Here is an 18,555-nt window from a genome sequence, read left to right as displayed (position 1 = left end):
TTATTTAGGTATAAATACAGAAAAAATTGTTCCATAAGGGATATTATCTTCAAATGTAATATAACCATTGGCCTTTTTTATATAGGTCGAAACAAGGTGTAAACCAATACCATGTTCTTTACCTTCTTGCGATGTGACGCCAGGTTCGAAAATTGAATCGCGAATATTTTCATCAATGCCACAGCCTTGATCAGTTACCTCTAATACAACTTCTTCATCTGTTGCGTCGCTAAGATAGAGATAAATAGTTTTATCTCCGTGCTCGTTTTTTAAGCTAGCGTTAAAAGCGTTATCAAGCAAATTACCTAAAATTGACATAAATTCAATTTCAGTGATAAGTGAAGGTAATGCATTTAATTGGCATGCTGGATCAAATACTAGATTTAAACCAATTTCATGTGCTTTTGAATATTTTCCAATTAATAAACCACATATAGCCGGCACATTAAAATGTTCGGTGATAAAGTCTAAATTACTTTGATTATTGGCAGATTGCAATGCAATAAATGATTGCGCTTCTTCATAACGTTTCATATAAATTAACCCAGATAAAGTTGCCAACCAATTAAGATGCTCATGTCTTAATGCGCGTAAATTATCTACATATTGGGTTACTTGTGTTAATTGCATGCTTAATATATTAATATCATCAAAGTTACGAAAAGTAATTACCCAGCCTTGAATTTTATCATCAATGACTACTCGAACTCTGCTTGCTATGACAATCATGTTATTGAAATAGCAAATATGGTCATGTATATCTTCAGTTTGACTTTCTTTTTTATAAATGAAGTCGCTTGATTTAATAAATTCGCTTAAATCATATTTATGTAACTCATCGTCACTTATCTTAATATTTAACATTGTACGAGCAGATTGATTGATATTGATGATTTTATGATTAAGATCGATTGCGATAACACCTTCAAAAATCGATTCCATGATCGATTTCTGACTTTTTACTAGTAGTGCAATTGCTTTAGGTTCTAAATTAAACATCTGCTTTTTAATCGCTTTTGAAAAGCAATATGAAAAGATAAATAATGCTAAGAATAGCAAGGAGCAAAAAATGATAAACGGTATAAATTGTTGTATATGCAGTGCATAAATATCATCAATCATATAACCGACCGAGACAATGCCAATAACCTTATCATATTCGACAATCGGAGCTTTACCCCTTAATGCTAAGCCAAGAGAACCTTCACTAATGGTGATACTACTATTACCATTAAGGACCTCTTGATTATCATCCCCAACCATAGGGGAGTTTAAAGGGCTATTAGCTGTATGAAATAGACGATTAGCATTGGCATCGCCAATAACAATATAGCTCGCATCACTTTGTTTAAATATGCCTGTAATTAAATCGGCTATTTTATTGGTGTTTTTGTCTTTGACATATTCAATTAAACTTGGTAAAACAGATAACTCTTTTGCTTGAATTTGCGCTTTTTCGCCCAAGCTTCTATACAAATTTGTTTCAGTTGTGTTCCAAATATAGCTTTGTAATAGCGCAAGAACAATCAACGAAAAAAACAAAAGCGAGAAAAAAAGTTTTGTGGTAAATGATAAATAGATTTTTTTTCGCATTTTATATTTGCTTTTTCAAAATAAGTTCAAATAAGTGTATCACAGCATTAAAAAACATATATCCTTTAAAACCATAAAAACCACAGTTAATTTATGATTTATATCACAAAAAAATTATTAAATTTTTGTAAAGATACGCACCAACAATTTCGAATAAATTAAGACATTTTGGAGAAAAAATTAAATGGTGAATTTTAACTCATCTGAAAAAATCATTAACGAAAAAGAATCGACAGGTAAGACTGTTACAGAAAATCTGACAGGTTGGCCGTATAATTGGTGGCGATTGATGGATAACTATAAAATTGGTGTTATCCCTCTTCCTTTATTTATTATTGCAGGAATTCTTATTTTTACTGAAGTGTTTGTAACAGGTAAATTACCTAGTGAAATCGTTGTAATGGTTGTTACTTGTGCTTTTTTTGGCTTTCTATGTGGTGAGATTGGTAAACGTTTACCGATCATTGGAAAAATGGGTGCTGCAGCAATTTGTGCAACCTTTATTCCATCAGCTCTAGTTTATTATGGTATTCTTCCTGAACCAGTTGTTGATGCAACAAAAAAATTCTATAAAGATACACATATTCTTTATTTATACATCTGTTGTATCATCGTGGGTAGTATTATGCATATGGATAAGAAAACACTTATCCAAGGATTCTTAAAAATCTTCGGTCCAATGGTATGTGGTGAAATAGTTGGTATGCTTGTTGGTGTTGGCGTTGGTTATTTGCTTGGTTTAACACCATTTGAAACATTCTTCTTCTTAGTATTACCTATTATGGCTGGTGGTGTTGGTGAAGGTGCGATTCCACTTTCAATCGGGTACGCTTCAATCTTAGGTATGGAACAAGGTGATGCGCTTGGTCGTGTGTTACCAATCGTAATGTTAGGTGGTTTAACTGGTATTATCTGTGGTGGTATTCTTAATCGTATTGGTAAAGCTTATCCACACTTAACAGGTAACGGTCGACTATTACCTGCAGACGATGAAGTCGCTGATAAAAAAGCAGCCAAAACTGAATCGATTATGGATGTAACAACATTTGCTTCAGGTGTATTATTAGCGGCTATTCTTTATATGGTTGGTATGATTGGTCACAAAGTGACTGGTATTCCAGCTCCAGTAGGAATGCTATTTGCAGCTGTTTTTGTTAAATTAGTATCTGGTGTTTCACCTAAAGTATTAAGTGGTTCACAAGTTGTTTATAAATTTTTCCAGACGTCTGTTACCTATCCAATTTTATTTGCAGTAGGTGTAGCAATTACACCATGGGAAAAAATTGTTGAAGCGTTCACTATTACAAACTTAATTGTTATTGTTTGTACAGTTGTTAGTTTGGTTACTACTGGTTTCTTTGTTGCTAAAAAACTTGGTATGTATCCAGTTGATGCTGCTGTTATTTCTTGTTGTCAAAGTGGCCAAGGTGGAACAGGTGACGTGGCAATTTTAACTGCTGCAGAACGTATGGAACTTATGCCATTTGCACAAATTGCAACTCGTATTGGTGGTGCTATTAATGTATCAATATCATTACTTATTCTCGGCAATTTCTTAGTATAGATTTTACATATTAAATGACAACCTTAGTTTATACTAAGGTTGTCATTTCTATTTGATATTTACAATTAACAAAATAGTTTTTAAGGAGTTTTCATGAAGCTTGTTAGTTATCTTGTCTCTGGTAGAGCAAGTTTTGGTCTTCTTACTCACAACGGTATTGTTGATTTAAAGCAAAAATTAGGTGATAAATACACTGATTTAAAATCACTACTTGCCGATAAAGAAGGACTATCCGTTGCCAAAACCTATCTTGATGCCCCAAGTGACATTGATGAACAAGACATTACTTATTTGCCCGTCATTCCAAATCCAAACAAAATTCTATGCGTTGGCATGAACTATGCCGAAAAACGGGCTGAATTTAATGAAACCAGTTCAGCACCAACGCTTTTTGTTCGTTTCCCTGATTCTCAAACAGGTCATAAAACTAACATTATTAAACCAGCTATTACTAATGAGTTGGATTATGAAGGAGAATTAGCTATTATTATAGGTAAAGCTGGTTTTCGTATTAAGCAAGAAGATGCGTTATCATATGTAGCTGGTTATAGCTGTTATATGGATGGTTCTATTCGTGACTGGCAATACACTTGGTTTACTGCAGGTAAAAACTGGCCTAGCACTGGTGCTTTCGGTCCATGCATTACAACAAGCGATGAAATCCCTGATCCAAAAGTATTATCTTTAACTACTTATTTAAATGGCGAGCAAATGCAACATGATTCAATTAAAAATCTGATGCATACCGTGCCTGAATTAATTTCTTATATTAGTACTTTTACCCGTTTATCTCCGGGTGATGTTATTCTTACTGGATCACCAGGTGGAGTTGGTAAAAAACGTAATCCTCCAGTATTTATGAAAGAAGGTGATACAATCGAAGTCGAAATTACAGGAATTGGTCGTTTAACTAATTATGTAGTAGCTGAATAAAGGTAAAATTATGTACGATTTAGTTGATTATGCCGTTGTTGATATTTCTAAAGCAGAACAAGATTATCAAGAAATTAAACAGTTGTTATCTCGCTCTGATCTTGATCTTGATTCACAAGTTACTATTTTTATGATAGCGAAAGCTAGTGAACAAATTATTGCTTGTGCAGGTATCGATCGCAATATTATTAAATGTGTTGCTATCGATCCTAATTATCGCGGTAATCAGCTAAATCTGACCTTGATGGATCATGTAATAAAATATGCCAATGAAAACGGCTATTTCCATCTTTTTTTATATACAAAACCTGAAAATATAGATTTTTTTAAGGGATGTGGGTTTTATCCTATTGTTGAAATAACTGATCTTGTTGTCTTAATGGAAAACAATCCAGTTGGAATAAGACAATATTGTAAACAACTAAGCATGCAACAAAAAGAAGGGAGTAAAATCGGTAGCATTGTTATGAATGCTAATCCATTCACTAAAGGCCATCAATATCTTATTCAATATGCTGCAAGTCAATGTGATTGGTTGCATGTTTTTGTCGTCAATGAAAATGCATCGTTATTTTCATTTGATACACGTTTGAAGTTAGTTAAAGATGGTACTAAACAGATAAAAAATGTTACAGTGCATGCAAGTTCGCCTTATATTATTTCAAGAGCAACATTTCCAACTTATTTTCTCAAAGATAAGACAAAAATTGATCAAGCCTATATGGGTATCGATCTGCTTATATTCCGAAATTATATTGCTCCAGCACTTAATATTACCAATCGATTTGTTGGAACTGAACCTTATGACGAAGTTACTAAGGCTTACAATGAGGCGATGTCTTATTGGCTTGAAAATAAAGCAGTTAGTAACCAATCGGCGATTACCGTTGTTGAAGTTCAACGAATAATCGAAGGCGATACTATTGTATCGGCTTCATTAGTAAGAAAATTATTAGCATCAGGGCAATATGAAGAGGTAAAAAAACTAGTTCCATCTACTACATGGGATTACCTTTCAGCTAATTTGGATAAATTTAAAATTTAATACGTTTTAAAAGGTAAAAAAATGAAAATACAAAAAGAAGCCATGGCGGGGACTCTTGAATCTAGCGATTTGTTAGTCAAAGTTATGCCAAACGCGGGAATTGAAATTGTTATTAATAGTGATGTTAATAAACAATTCGGCGATCAAATCCGTGTGGTTGTTGATCAAACTTTAAATGAGCTTAATGTAACCGACGGTTTAATCATTATTGATGATAAAGGTGCACTTGATTGCGCTATTAAAGCTAGAGTTCAATGTGCAGTTTTACGTGGCGCAGAAGAAGAAAACTTAGATTGGAGTAAATTACTATGAAAAAATTACGTCGAAGTATGCTATTTCTTCCAGGTGCAAACGCCGCTATGTTATCAACTTCGTTTGTTTATAAACCTGATTCAATCATGTTCGATCTTGAAGATGCTGTTTCAATTAAGGAAAAAGATTCAGCGCGTTTATTAGTCGCACAAACTTTACTTCTTCCTGTTTATAAAGAGCACGGAATTGAAACAGTAGTACGAATCAACGCGCTTGATACTCCATTTGGTCTAAAAGACCTTGAAGCAGTTGTAAGAGCTGGGGTTGATGTAGTACGTTTACCAATGACTAACTGTGCTGAAGATATTCATGAGTTAGAAGCTCATGTTGAAAGAATCGAAAAAGAGTGTGGACGTGAAGTTGGTAGCACTAAATTAATGGCTGCGATCGAATCAGCTCAAGGTGTTGTTAATGCCGTTTCTATTGCTAAATCTTCTCCACGTTTAATCGGTATTGCGCTAGCTGCATTTGACTATCTTGTTGATATGCAAACTGAACGTGGCGATGGCACAGAGCTATTCTATGCTCGCTGTGCAGTATTACATGCAGCACGTGTGGCTAAAATTGATGCTTTTGACGTTGTTTACTCTAATGTTAATGATGATGAAGGTTTCTTGAAAGAAGTCAGCTTAATCAAAAAATTAGGTTACAACGGTAAATCGCTCATTAATCCTAGACAAATCGATCTGCTCCACAATGCTTATGCTCCAACAGCAGCTGAAGTTGAACATGCCCAAAAAGTGGTTGAAGCAGCAGAAGAGGGAGAAAGAAAAGGCCTTGGCGTTATTTCTCTAAATGGCAAAATGATTGATGCACCGATTATTGCTCGAGCTAGAAAAGTTATCGAGTTGGCTAAGTATTCTGGTGTACGTAAAGAAATTTGATAGGATTGAAAAATGACTACTTCTATAAACAAAAAAATTGATGATTTGCTTAAACAGCATCCTGATCTCAAGAATATTAAGCCTTTTGTTGATGCTAACGCAACAACACCATATTTAAAAGATGAGTCTAAATATACGCGTAAATTGTGTGATTCTATTGAGCAAGCAATTAAAAAATGTGAATTGCGTGATGGTATGACTATCTCTTTTCACCATGCATTTCGTGAAGGCGATAAGGTTATCAACAAAGTTGTTGAGACTATCAGTAATTTAGGCATTAAAAATTTGACGCTAGCTTCAAGTTCTTTATTAAGCTGTAACTCAGCGTTAATTCCTCATATCGAATCTGGTGTAATTACTAAAATTTATACCTCTGGTTTACGTGGTAAATTAGCCGATGCTATTTCTCACGGTTTAATGGAAAATCCAGTCCATATCCATTCTCATGGTGGGCGTGTAAAACTGATCCAAAGTGGTGAAATTAACATTGATATCGCATTTTTAGCTGTATCAACCGCTGATGAACAAGGTAATGCTAATGGTGTATCTGGAAAATCACAATGTGGTGCTCTAGGTTATGCTATGGTTGATGCGCAATTTGCGAAAAAAGTTGTACTATTAACTGAGGATATTGTTGGATATCCTAACCATCCAGCAAGTATTCGCCAAGATCAAGTTGATTATATTGTTAAAGTTGATGAAGTGGGTGACCCAACTAAAATTAGTGTGGGTGCAGCGCGTATAACTAGCAATCCACGCGAACTGATGATCGCTCGTTATGCTGCTGATGTTATTGAACACTCTGGTTATTTTAAAGATGGTTTTTCAATCCAAACTGGTTCTGGTGCATCGTCAACTGCGGCAACTCGTTTCCTTGAAAATCGCATGCGGGCGAAAAATATCACTGCATCATTTGCTTTAGGTGGTATTACAGCAAGTATTGTTGATCTTCACGAAAAAGGATTAGTTAAACGTTTATTAGATACTCAAAGTTTTGACGGCGCTGCGGGACAATCTTTAGGTAAAAATAAAGATCATATCGAAGTTTCAACTAATGTTTATGCCAATCCTGCATCAAAAGGTGCAAGTGTTGATGAGCTTGATATTGTTATTTTAAGTGCGTTAGAAATCGACCTTGATTACAATGTGAATGTATTAACTGGTTCTGACGGCGTAATGCGTGGTGCTTCTGGTGGTCACTGTGATACGGCTGCTGGTGCAAACTTAACAATTGTTGTTGCGCCACTCATTCGTAGCCGTATTCCAACAGTAATTAAAAAGGTAACAACATTAGTTACTCCTGGTGAGAGCGTTGATGTGCTAGTCACTGATCATGGTATTGCCGTTAACCCTAATCGTCCAGAAATTGCTGAACGTTTAAAAGCAGCTAATTTACCAATTATGAGCATTGAAGAGCTTTATCAACGTGCTGTGTCTTTAACTGGTGAACCAAAACCAATCGAATTTAATGATAAAATCGTTGGTATTGTACATTTCCGTGATGGTTCTGTTATTGATGTCGTACGCCAAGTTAAAGATTAATTTTAATCTTTATTAATATAGTAATAGCCTGACATGTAAAAGTGCCATGCTATTACTTTTCTATTTGATGAAAAAAATGCAAATTAAATTTGATGATGGCACTCCTATTACCCTTGAGCAAATGCTACTAGCCAAGGAAAAGCGAGTTGAAAACCAAAAGCATGCAATGACATGCTATAAATATCCAATCATATCATTAAGCATAGTTATTCCTGGTCCTATAAAAAACAGTAGCGGAGCCCGTTATCTTTTTGACGAAGCTATCAAAGCTTTACATCTCTGTTTTTTACAAAACGATATAACAATAATCAATGAAGATCATTTCCATTACATTACTGGTTCAGAAGCAATCATAGCAATTAAATGTTCAGCTAAAACTCTTAAAAAATATTGTATTGAAGTCGAAAATAATCATCCCTTAGGGCGTTTGTGGGATATTGATGTTATTGACATTGTTACACAAAATAGCCTATCACGTTCTCAATTCGAAAATCAACCAAGACAATGTTTGATCTGCAATGAAGAGGCAAAAATTTGTGGTAGAGCTAAACGGCATTCAATCGATGAAATTTTTACCGAGATAAAAAAGAAGATAGAAAATTTCAGGAAAAATAAAACATTACTTTAATAAAATTGCAAATAATGGATTGATGAAATAACATTATAGCATTATATCATCAACCCTCTTTCAATCTAAAAATTCAATTAAATCGTTTCAAGTGCTTGCTGTAAATCAGCTAGTAAATCAGTAATATCTTCTAAACCAACTGAAATACGTAATAGCTGATCTGAAATACCCGCCGTTTTTCGTGCTTCAGCACTAATACCTGAATGTGTCATTATTGCTGGGTGGCAGACAAGACTTTCAACGCCACCAAGTGATTGAGCTAAGGTAATAATTTTAAGCGCTTTTAAAAAATTCGGCATTACATCGGCATTTCCAACCAGTTCAAAACTTAGTAACGAACCAAACCCCTTTTGTTGTTCTTTAGCAATATCATGCCCAAGATTAGATGGTAAAGAGGGATGAAATACTTTTGCTATTTTTGGGTGATTAACAAGAAACTTAACAACTTTTTGGGCATTTTCTTGTTGTAAATTAACACGTGCAGCAAGAGTTCGTAACCCACGCAATAAAAGATAACTATCAAATGATGAAGTAAGCGTACCAATATTATTGGCCCACCATAAAACATCTGTAGCAAGCTGTTGGTCTTTGAAGACTAAAATTCCGGCTAATAAATCCGAATGCCCATTTAAAAATTTGGTACAAGAATGGCTGACTATATCAGCACCAAGCTCCAACGGTTTTTGTAAAATCGGCGTCATAAACGTATTATCGACTAAAACCAAAGCACCAACATCATGCGCTTGTTGAGCTATTTTTTTGATATCAACAACACGAAGTAATGGGTTACTTGGTGTTTCAATCAATACTAATTTAGGATGTAAATTAAGTGCTTCTTGTAAGGCTATTGAATCAGACTGATCAACAAATTTTACTTTAAAATAGCCTTTCTGACTTAAACTATTAAAAAGTCGATAACTGCCGCCGTAACAATCATGGGGAGCAACAACTAAGTCATTTGGCGCTAATAAAGAAACACTAATAAGGTGAATTGCTGACATACCACAGTTTGTTAAGATAGCATCGGCACCACCTTCTAATTTTGCAACAGTTTCTTCTACTAATCGCCGACTAGGATTCGCTTTTCGTGCATAATCAAACTTTCTTGGTTTTGCAAATTCTTCATAACGATAACAAGTAGATGGTGTAATAACAGGTACGACACTACCATATTGCTCATCAGTATTAATCCCACCACGAACAGCTATTGTTCCTTGGCTTAAATTGTTGGTTTGACTAACCATAATAACGTTCCTCTAAATAATACTTTGCTTACTTTCAAAACAGATTGTATAAGAATAACACATTCAATAAGGACGTCAACATGTCTAGACGTCTAACTATCTTGATGTGTAGATTGCAGAGAAATAAAAAAAACGTTAGAATTGCCCACATTATTTGTGATGTAATTTGGTGACAAGATGATGGAATGGAATGGCGAATATATAAGCCCTTATGCTGAACATGGTAAAAAAAGCGAGCAAGTAAAAAAAATTACAGTATCAATTCCGTTAAAAGTTTTAAAAATATTGACTGATGAGCGTACTCGCCGACAAGTTAATAATTTACGTCACGCAACAAATAGTGAATTATTGTGTGAAGCCTTTCTCCATGCTTATACTGGCCAACCTTTACCTTGTGATGACGATTTACAAAAAGAACGCGAAGACGGTATTCCAAAACAAGCTCAAAAAATGATGCAAGATTTAGGTATTAACCCCGAATTTGATTGATCATTAACTAAAAGATTTATTCTAAAAAAACAAAAGGCGCGTTATGCGCCTTTTTAACTATTGTTAATTTTTTACATGGTTTTTCGGGAAATTATTTTTTACCACCAACCATAGCAAAACGTTGTTTAAACTTATCTACACGCCCACCAGTTGCAACATCACGTTGTTTACCTGTATAGAATGGGTGACATTCACCACATACATCAAGATGAATATCATGACCAACAGTAGAATGGGTTTTAATAATGTTACCACAAGAACAAGTTGCTGTAATTGCAGTATATTCTGGATGAATACCTTCTTTCATAATAAGCCTCTAAAGTTTTTCGTATCGCTATATAAATGGCTATAAAAGCAAAATCTATACACCATACGAATGTTAAAAAACATGATAAGACCGCAGATTATACGGTCAATGACTGTGTTAATCAAGAAATAAAAGAACAATTAAACAGGTAATTGACCTATTGTTACTTGCAGTTCAATCTTTTCACCATTTCGCAGAACTATAATGGGGACAATTGTACCTGGTTTCAACTCTGCTATTTGATCCATTGTTTCAACAATTGATTTAACAGGCTTATTATCTACCATAATCAGAATATCATTGGTTTGTATTCCTGATTGCAATGAAGGACCTTCCGCTTTGGTGACTAAAATACCTAACACCACAGGTATATCACTTGGATTTTGAGTTGGTGCAAATTCTAATCCATCAATACCTATATACCCTCTAATGACTTTTCCATCACGAATTAATTTATTCATGATTTTAACTGCTAATGCTGTTGGGATCGCAAATCCAATTCCCTCCGGAAAATCATTTCCTAAATTTTTTGCAAAGGTAAGAGTATTAATTCCCATTAATTCACCTTTAGTATTTACTAGCGCTCCACCTGAATTACCGTGATTTATTGATGCATCTGTTTGAATAAAATTCTGCCTTCTGTATGGACTCAATCCATCACGACCTGTAGCACTGATAATACCTTGCGTAATAGTTTGTCCTATATTGTAAGGGTTTCCTATGGCTAAAACGACATCACCAATTTTTGGTTCGCGTTGAGGATTAATCAATATAGTTGGAATATTAAAGGCTTCTATTTTTAATACAGCAAGATCAACAAGTTTATCTGAACCTACAGATAAAGCTTCGAATATACGCCCATCTTGCAATGCAATAATAATTTGTTCCGCATCTTCAACAACATGATAATTAGTAACAATGTAACCTTGATCACTCATAATTACCCCTGAACCTAGCGGAGTTATTGGGTTATTTTGTGATTCTTGAGAAAAAGAATTAATTGAGCGACTATAGATATTAACTACTGCTGGAGCCGCGATTTTAACGGCACTAGAATAGCTTAATGGCTCGTTACTAAAAATTGAGGTTGGAAAATTTGATTGGGTTCCCTTTTGTAAAGAAGGAAAAACAATCAATAAGACAATAGCTAAAACCGTTCCAATTAATATTGGCCATAAAATTCTTTTAAGCATTACTTTCAGGATTTTAATGGGATGAATGGTAAAGATTTTAGCACATCTATATTAAGGTTAAAATTAGAGTTTTCGTCGATGCCAAGGCATCGACGATACAAAAGGAAACTAATTATCGTAAAATTAAATATAAGCGACTATCACCACGAATTATATTTAATGCAATTACTGATGGGTGACTATCAATAATTTTTCGAAGATCTGCAATATTAGTTACTCGTTCTTTATTAACACCAGTAATAAGATCTCCCTCTTGCAAACTGAGTCGAGATGCAGGCGAATTTTTAGCAATATTTTCTATTAAAACACCTTTTTGGCCTTTACTTTCCCCATTGCTAAGCGTTGCACCATCAAGAGCAGAATGTAGCGATTTCGCATCAGTTGCTGTCTCATCGCTATTTTTTAGTTTTACCTCAACAGATATTGTTTTACCATCGCGAATTAAGCCTAACCGTACAGTTCTTCCTGCTCCAGTTGTCGCTATTTTTGCACGTAATTCAGCAAAACTATCAACTGGTTTACCATCCATCGAAATAATAATATCACCAGATTTAATTCCTGCAGCTTGTGCAGCTGAATTTTCAATAACTTCACTAACAAAAGCACCTTTTTGAACATCAATATCAAACGCTTTTGCTATATCCGATGTCAATTCATTGCCTTTGATACCAAGCACACCACGTTTTACTTCACCAAACTCTATAAGCTGAGAAGTTAAACTTTTTACCATATTACTAGGAATTGCAAATCCGATTCCAACATTACCACCGCTTGGAGCAATAATGGCTGTATTAATACCTACAAGCTCACCTTTTAAATTCACAAGTGCTCCACCAGAGTTACCTTGGTTAATTGAAGCATCTGTTTGAATGAAGTTTTCAAAACCATTCATATTAAGTCCACTACGAGCCAAAGCTGAAATAATCCCTGAAGTAACGGTTTGACCAATGCCAAATGGATTACCTATAGCAACAACATAATCACCAACACATAAATTATCAGAGTCGGCTAATTTAATAGCTGTTAATTTTTTGGCATCATCGACTTTAAGTAATGCTATATCGCTTTGTGGATCCTTACCAATTAGTTTTGCTTTAAATTCATGGCCATCATTTAGAGCAACCGTAATTTCATCAGCACCATCGATAACATGATTATTCGTAACAACATAGCCTTTTTCGGCATCAATAATCACACCAGAACCTAAACCTGTAAACGCCCTTGATTGGCTATCTGGATAACCAAAAAAACGTCTAAACTCTTCTGGCATATTATTTTGCATTTGAGCTGTTCCTTCAACTTTAATACTAACAACTGATGGTAATACAGTTTCAAGCATAGGCGCCAAACTTGGTAGTTGCATATTATTATCGGTTGAGGTTGGAGGAAAAGCAGCATAAGTATTCGGAAGTGCAGACAAACTCATTCCTAAACTTAACGCTAAAATACTTAATAATTTTTTTTGTTGTTTTAATAAATTAATCATCTTAGAACTCTCGCTTTTACAAAAATTTACTCTCTATAAAATTGTTTGGAATTAAGTAACGGTCAACAAAATCATAGGTTAAGATTTATTTATATCCGTTTTAAATAAACTGAAGAATTATCAAGAATAATCTCTTGGTTGCTTATCAAGTGTAATTTCTTTTTTTTCGTCCAAATCTGAGTTTGAATTAAAATCTAAAGAGTGAACTTTATCACTATCCATAAATTGACTAGAGTTTTCTGCCATATGTTGATAAAGACGACGAAAATCTTTAGCCATATTATCCAATATCTCTGCACTGTGTGAGAAATGTTTAGCAATCATTTGTTTTTGCGCTATTAATTCATCTTTTGTTTGATCTAATTCTTGTTTAACTTTGGCATATTTACGTGCTTTAGGACTAATAAGGTTCGTGGAAACAAAACTAACAATAAAACCAATTAATAATCCGATTATAAGATAAGTAATCATATCTTTATCCATCATTCACTCCTTATATCTTTAAGATATACAATGTTATAAAATTTAATCCTACTTGCTTGCACTTATTTTGCATGGTTAGCAAGTTTTATCAATTGTTTTTTTAACTTGTCTGGTGCATTTTCTGCTAATGCATATAAAAACATCGCACTTTTTTGTGTTATCACGCTTGAAACTAAAGATGACTTATCACTTTGATAATTGTTGTGTGACCACCTCACCGAAATATCTGGATTAATCTGATATTGAATAGAAGATAGGGAGGGTAAGATATTTTTTCTTATCTCAGATATTAAATTGCTTTGTTCGTATTTTAATCTAGTTAACCAACTAGCTGTACTTACTTCTAAAATCATAACACCTTGACGATAATTGGCAACTCGGCATTGTTGATTCATCGGTGATTGCAACAAATCATTAACAACTTTAGCCAAGGAGTTTAATGCATTAGTTCTATCTTGAATTTTAGATAAACTAAAGTTTTGTGCCAAAATTGACGTCAACATTTGTGGCTCGTTATAACGCATATCTTGACTTTCACTCCTTTCTCAATAAAGAACCAGTTTTTTAAATTAGAATTGAGCTAATAATCTACCTCATTTATAATCAAAAGTCTTATTGAAAATAATTATTTACATTTTAATGAAAATCTCTTTACCAAAATAAATTTTTAAAATTTAATTAAATATAAACAATAAAAACGTGTAGCTGATTATGACACAAGGTTTATTGGAAATGAATAAAAAGATTACAATTAAGCAATAATGCTTATAATTAACACAACAACTAAACCAACAATTGAATTAATTAGTTCTAATAAGCCCCATGTTTTTAAAGTATCTTTGATCGATAAATCGAAGTAACCTTTAAACAACCAGAAAGAAGCATCGTTGATATGAGTTAATGTATTAGACCCTGCAGCAGTTGCAAGCACAAGTAAGGCTGGGCTCACGCCTCTCATACCCCCCGTAGTAGGATCGATAACTGCAGCACCGATAATTCCAGCTGCTGTCATAGCAGAAACAACACCTTGCCCTGTTGCTAAACGGATTAACACAGTAATTAACCATGCCATAATATAAGGAGATACCCCCCCAGTTGACATTAATTGACCAATAGTATCGCCAATACCAGTATCGATGATAATTTGCTTTAATGCACCACCAGCACCAATAATTAAAACAACCATTGCAATACCTTTTACCGCATTATCAAAAGACTTCATAATCCATTCCATTGAATAGTCAAGTTTTTTACCAAAAAATATAAATGCAGTAACCATAGCAATAAACATTGCAATTTGGGATGAACCAATAAAGTTGAAAACAGAATATGCAGTTGTTCCTTTTTCTAACCATATATTTGCTATTGTGGTTGCTATCATGATATAAGCAGGAATCAAAGGTACAGTAATTGATGTAAAAAAAGAAGGAAGATTATTTTTATCAATAGGTATTTCAGATTGTAAGAACTGTGGGGTGGGTCTTACTAAATTGCCGAGAAATTTAGGAAGAATTATACCAGCACAAATTACAGAGGGAATTGCGACAATAAGTCCATAAATATAAACCATTCCCATATCAGCCCCATAGGCATTAACTAAAGCTACAGGTCCTGGTTGTGGAGGAAATAATGAGTGGGCTGTGGTTGCTGCTGCAACTCCAGGAATAGCTAGTTTTAAAAATGGAATTTTTGCTTCTTTTGCTAATGCAATTACTAACGGAGCTAATATGATAAATGCGGCCTCATAAAACATTGCTAGACCAAATATAAGCCCCATAATAATGATCGCTATTTTTACATATTTAATCCCAAGTTTTTTTAGTAAAGCTTGAGCAATTTGATGAGCTGCACCTGAATCAACCATTAATTTGCCAATAACAGCCCCAAAAACAACAATAATAGCTAATTCACCAAGTGTTCCACCAAATCCTGATTTAATCGTTTTAAGAATACTCAATAAATCCATTTTAGCCATCAGACCAACAAATATTGCAGTAGCTAATAATGCAATCATTGAGTTTATTTTAAAGCGGATATTAAAAAATAACATTAATCCTATTCCAAGGATAACCCAAAGAATATTTAGAAACTCCATAAATATAAACTCCTATTTTGAATTTTATTTTTATTAGTTAAATATTATTTGATAAACATAATTCTTACCTGTTGTTTAGTACTAAATTTTATTAATAATAAATAACTTTGGTTATTCTGCTCTCAAAATTTGCATTTTTAGTGTACTTATATCATCAAACTTTTTTAAAGCTTAATGAAAAATTTTGTTTATTGGTTAAACATGTTTTCACTTACAAAATAAATTTTCATCATTATTTTTATAAATTTGTGATCATTCTCACTAAAAATGGTTTATTTTTAATTAGTGAACCATAGTGACATTGTGAAAATAAAAATTAGTATCCCAATATGATTGTATAATTAATTTGGCAAGAACATTAAACACTCTGATAAACAGGATTACTAATATATAACTTATTGTATTAATTAATAAAGTTTGTTAAAAATGGAAGCTCATTAAACTGTCTTTATTAAAGAATGGTACACATAAAATTATAGTTGGTTACCACCAGAAAGAGATATTACATAAACATTTTGATTGAGTTATACGATAGTATGCCAAGCAATTAATAATGCTATAGCTCAAAAAATTTAATTACAGTAAAAAGATGAGCTGATATTTATGTTATTGGTTTGCTAAATGCAATTTTATCTGATTAGAATAAACAGCTAGAGGAAAACTATTTTGAATTATTACAAGCAAGAAATTAATTCCGAGTAACATTGCTGCATTTATTGCTTTTTAGATAGTGAAAGTGAATAAAGCAGATATAGTAAAGCTCAGTGCTATCTTAGAATAACAATAACAGATCTTAAAAAATGGTGTACTTGAATACTATAGTGCATATGAAATGTTTCATATTACAATCGTGTCGGCTACAAAGAATACCACATTACAAGATTTTCTAAACGGTCTATGCCAGAAAGAAATTCATATATTGTAAATGTATACCATATAAATAGTATTTGTCCTTATGTATTATTTTTGTTGCCATTAGTTAAAAATTGACAAATTTCTTGTTGTGATTTGAGTGTTCTAATGTTTTGTAAGACTTCTGACGCTTGAACATAGTGCTGTTTTAAGTAAGAAAGCCATTGTTTGATGCGAGCAGAGTGATAAAGCGGTTTAGCATTATCAATAGATGATGTTGCATAGCGAATTAAAATTTCCATCACTTGTTGCCAATTTAATGCTGATTGCTCAGTTCGAATCATATTAGCTAGGTTTGGAATAGTTAAAATACCGCGCCCTAGCATAATGTCATTAGTTTGGCTTTGGCTTATGCAATTTTTTGCATCTGCAATAGAGAAAATTTCACCATTAGCAATAACAGGAATTTTTAAGTGCTGTTTGATTTGGCCTATTGTTTGCCAATCTATTTTTTCGGTTTTATAGCCGTCTTCTTTGGTCCTTCCGTGAATTGCTATTTCGTTGGCTCCGGCAAGTTCAATTGCGTTGGCAATTTCGTGACAATGCGATTTATTACCCCAACCTAAGCGAATTTTGACTGATAATTTATTTGTTGTACCTATAGCTTGTCGTACTTGACTGACAATATTAAATATCTGCTCTGGATATTGTAATAAATAAGCGCCACCGTGGCTGCCAACTACAGTTTTGGCTGGGCAACCAAAATTGATATCTATACCATAAGAACCTAATTCGATAGCTTTAATAGCATTTTCAGCCATCCACTCTGGTGACTGTCCTAAAATTTGGACACGAACTGGCGTGCCAGATTCGGTTTTTCCATTATTGTAAAGTTCAGGACATAGGCGATAGAAAGTCCTATTTGATAATTTGTGATGGGTCACTCTGATAAATTCTGTAACACAATAATCAAATTGATTAATTTCAGTTAAAAGTTGCCTGACTTGATAATCAAGTACTCCCTCCATAGGAGCTAAAATAATTCGATTAATTTTCATTGAGAAACCTGATTGGTATTACCATTACCACAAACGGGACAATTAGGTTGTTTGGTAAATTTAACTTGGCTAAACTCCATTGTCATTGTATCAATCATTAATACACGACCAATTAATGGTTTTCCATATTGAGTTAACACTTTTATCGCTTCTAAGGCTTGCATGGAACCAAACATTCCAACAAGCGGAGCCATGACGCCGGTCTCAACACAAGTGAGTTGATCTTTACCAAATAAGCGACTTAAACAGTGATAACAGGGTTCATTAGGTTGGTATGTAAATACACTTAATAACCCCTCCATACGGATTGCCGCTCCAGAAACTAACGTTTTTTTTACTTGAAAGCAACAGCGGTTAATTTGCTCTCGTGTCACTAGGTTATCCGTACAGTCTATGACAATATCATGTTGTTTAATAAGTGAAATAAGCTTATTATCATCAAGTCGCTGATTTACTGTTTCAATTAACGTATTGGCATTTATATTGGTTAAGGCCTCTTTTGCCACCTCGACTTTGTATTGATTAATAAAGCTTTCGGTATATAAGATTTGTCGATTTAAGTTGGATTTTGATATGGTGTCAAAATCAACTAACGTTAATTTGCCTAAACCTGATGCCGCTAAATAGAGTGATACAGCGCAACCAAGTCCGCCTAAACCAATGATCAGTGCTGAACTGTTTTTCAATATTTGCTGTTTATCAATATCGAAATCACGCAATGTGATTTGTCTATCATAACGAAACAATTCTTGATCTGTAAGTTCTAGCATATTGTGCGATTATTATTGTGGTTAATTATGAAGAAGCATTATAACAGAAACTTGGCACAACAATGTGCCAAGCTATT

The 18,555-nt window shown here is 33.8% G+C and carries 18 protein-coding genes; 8 read left to right on the top strand and 10 right to left on the bottom strand.

Annotation, left to right across the window (positions count from 1 at the left end; translation table 11 throughout):
• Positions 1-1,593, bottom strand: coding sequence for an ATP-binding protein (locus ACGH49_RS01230; protein WP_411587940.1), 1,593 nt, complete (start codon positions 1,591-1,593; stop codon positions 1-3).
• A gap of 184 nt (positions 1,594-1,777) precedes the next feature.
• Here ACGH49_RS01230 and ACGH49_RS01225 point away from each other — a divergent pair, with 184 nt between their 5' ends.
• From ACGH49_RS01225 to citX, 7 genes are all read left to right on the top strand, one after another.
• Positions 1,778-3,157, top strand: a complete 1,380-nt coding sequence (locus tag ACGH49_RS01225; protein ID WP_081297962.1) for a 2-hydroxycarboxylate transporter family protein — start codon at positions 1,778-1,780, stop codon at positions 3,155-3,157.
• Positions 3,158-3,250: 93 nt separating this feature from the next.
• On the top strand, positions 3,251-4,090 hold the full coding sequence (locus ACGH49_RS01220; RefSeq protein WP_411587939.1) for a fumarylacetoacetate hydrolase family protein: 840 nt from the start codon (positions 3,251-3,253) through the stop codon (positions 4,088-4,090).
• Positions 4,091-4,100: 10 nt separating this feature from the next.
• Positions 4,101-5,135 carry a [citrate (pro-3S)-lyase] ligase gene (gene citC / locus ACGH49_RS01215; RefSeq protein WP_411587938.1) on the top strand — a complete coding sequence of 345 codons (1,035 nt, stop codon included), beginning with the start codon at positions 4,101-4,103 and terminating at the stop codon, positions 5,133-5,135.
• A 21-nt stretch (positions 5,136-5,156) separates the two neighbouring features.
• Positions 5,157-5,447, top strand: coding sequence for a citrate lyase acyl carrier protein (gene citD, locus ACGH49_RS01210; protein ID WP_411587936.1), 291 nt, complete (start codon positions 5,157-5,159; stop codon positions 5,445-5,447).
• Positions 5,444-6,331, top strand: coding sequence for a citrate (pro-3S)-lyase subunit beta (gene citE, locus ACGH49_RS01205; RefSeq protein WP_034914409.1), 888 nt, complete (start codon positions 5,444-5,446; stop codon positions 6,329-6,331). The genes citD and citE overlap by 4 nt, the downstream gene beginning before the upstream one ends.
• Before the next feature lie 12 nt (positions 6,332-6,343).
• The gene (gene citF / locus ACGH49_RS01200; RefSeq protein ID WP_411587935.1) at positions 6,344-7,873 is read left to right on the top strand and encodes a citrate lyase subunit alpha; all 1,530 of its coding nucleotides are present in this window, start codon (positions 6,344-6,346) and stop codon (positions 7,871-7,873) included.
• A gap of 76 nt (positions 7,874-7,949) precedes the next feature.
• A complete protein-coding gene (gene citX, locus ACGH49_RS01195; RefSeq protein ID WP_411587934.1) occupies positions 7,950-8,501 on the top strand; it encodes a citrate lyase holo-[acyl-carrier protein] synthase in 552 nt (183 codons plus the stop codon).
• A gap of 77 nt (positions 8,502-8,578) precedes the next feature.
• Here the strand turns inward: citX and metB are convergent, their stop codons facing one another.
• Positions 8,579-9,745: a cystathionine gamma-synthase gene (gene metB / locus ACGH49_RS01190; protein WP_411587933.1), complete on the bottom strand. Its 1,167-nt coding sequence runs from the start codon at positions 9,743-9,745 to the stop codon at positions 8,579-8,581.
• Between the two features lie 177 nt (positions 9,746-9,922).
• On the opposite strand from metB, the gene metJ reads away from it, so the two are divergent.
• On the top strand, positions 9,923-10,234 hold the full coding sequence (gene metJ, locus ACGH49_RS01185; RefSeq protein ID WP_065605693.1) for a met regulon transcriptional regulator MetJ: 312 nt from the start codon (positions 9,923-9,925) through the stop codon (positions 10,232-10,234).
• A 91-nt stretch (positions 10,235-10,325) separates the two neighbouring features.
• On the opposite strand, the gene rpmE is transcribed toward metJ, so the two are convergent.
• From rpmE to ACGH49_RS01145, 8 genes are all read right to left on the bottom strand, one after another.
• The gene (rpmE, locus tag ACGH49_RS01180) at positions 10,326-10,541 is read right to left on the bottom strand and encodes a 50S ribosomal protein L31 (protein ID WP_411587931.1); all 216 of its coding nucleotides are present in this window, start codon (positions 10,539-10,541) and stop codon (positions 10,326-10,328) included.
• A gap of 140 nt (positions 10,542-10,681) precedes the next feature.
• Positions 10,682-11,734 (bottom strand): outer membrane-stress sensor serine endopeptidase DegS, encoded by a 1,053-nt coding sequence (gene degS / locus ACGH49_RS01175; protein ID WP_065605695.1) that lies wholly within the window; start codon positions 11,732-11,734, stop codon positions 10,682-10,684.
• A 112-nt stretch (positions 11,735-11,846) separates the two neighbouring features.
• Entirely contained in the window at positions 11,847-13,220 is a 1,374-nt protein-coding gene (locus tag ACGH49_RS01170; protein WP_411587929.1) for a Do family serine endopeptidase, read from the bottom strand.
• A gap of 120 nt (positions 13,221-13,340) precedes the next feature.
• Positions 13,341-13,691 (bottom strand): YhcB family protein, encoded by a 351-nt coding sequence (locus ACGH49_RS01165; RefSeq protein ID WP_411587928.1) that lies wholly within the window; start codon positions 13,689-13,691, stop codon positions 13,341-13,343.
• A 74-nt stretch (positions 13,692-13,765) separates the two neighbouring features.
• On the bottom strand, positions 13,766-14,227 hold the full coding sequence (locus ACGH49_RS01160; protein ID WP_065605702.1) for a DUF721 domain-containing protein: 462 nt from the start codon (positions 14,225-14,227) through the stop codon (positions 13,766-13,768).
• 227 nt (positions 14,228-14,454) lie between these two features.
• Entirely contained in the window at positions 14,455-15,798 is a 1,344-nt protein-coding gene (gene gntP, locus ACGH49_RS01155; protein WP_411587927.1) for a gluconate permease GntP, read from the bottom strand.
• Positions 15,799-16,751: 953 nt separating this feature from the next.
• A complete protein-coding gene (gene dusC / locus ACGH49_RS01150; protein ID WP_411587926.1) occupies positions 16,752-17,708 on the bottom strand; it encodes a tRNA dihydrouridine(16) synthase DusC in 957 nt (318 codons plus the stop codon).
• On the bottom strand, positions 17,705-18,478 hold the full coding sequence (locus ACGH49_RS01145) for a molybdopterin-synthase adenylyltransferase MoeB (protein WP_411587925.1): 774 nt from the start codon (positions 18,476-18,478) through the stop codon (positions 17,705-17,707). The genes dusC and ACGH49_RS01145 overlap by 4 nt, the downstream gene beginning before the upstream one ends.
• Positions 18,479-18,555 lie beyond the last annotated feature (77 nt).

It is taken from the genome of Gilliamella sp. BG7 (genome assembly GCF_046635565.1).
GTDB classification, from domain to species: Bacteria; Pseudomonadota; Gammaproteobacteria; order Enterobacterales; family Orbaceae; genus Gilliamella; species Gilliamella apicola_P.
This window is presented reverse-complemented; position numbering and strand designations above follow the sequence as displayed.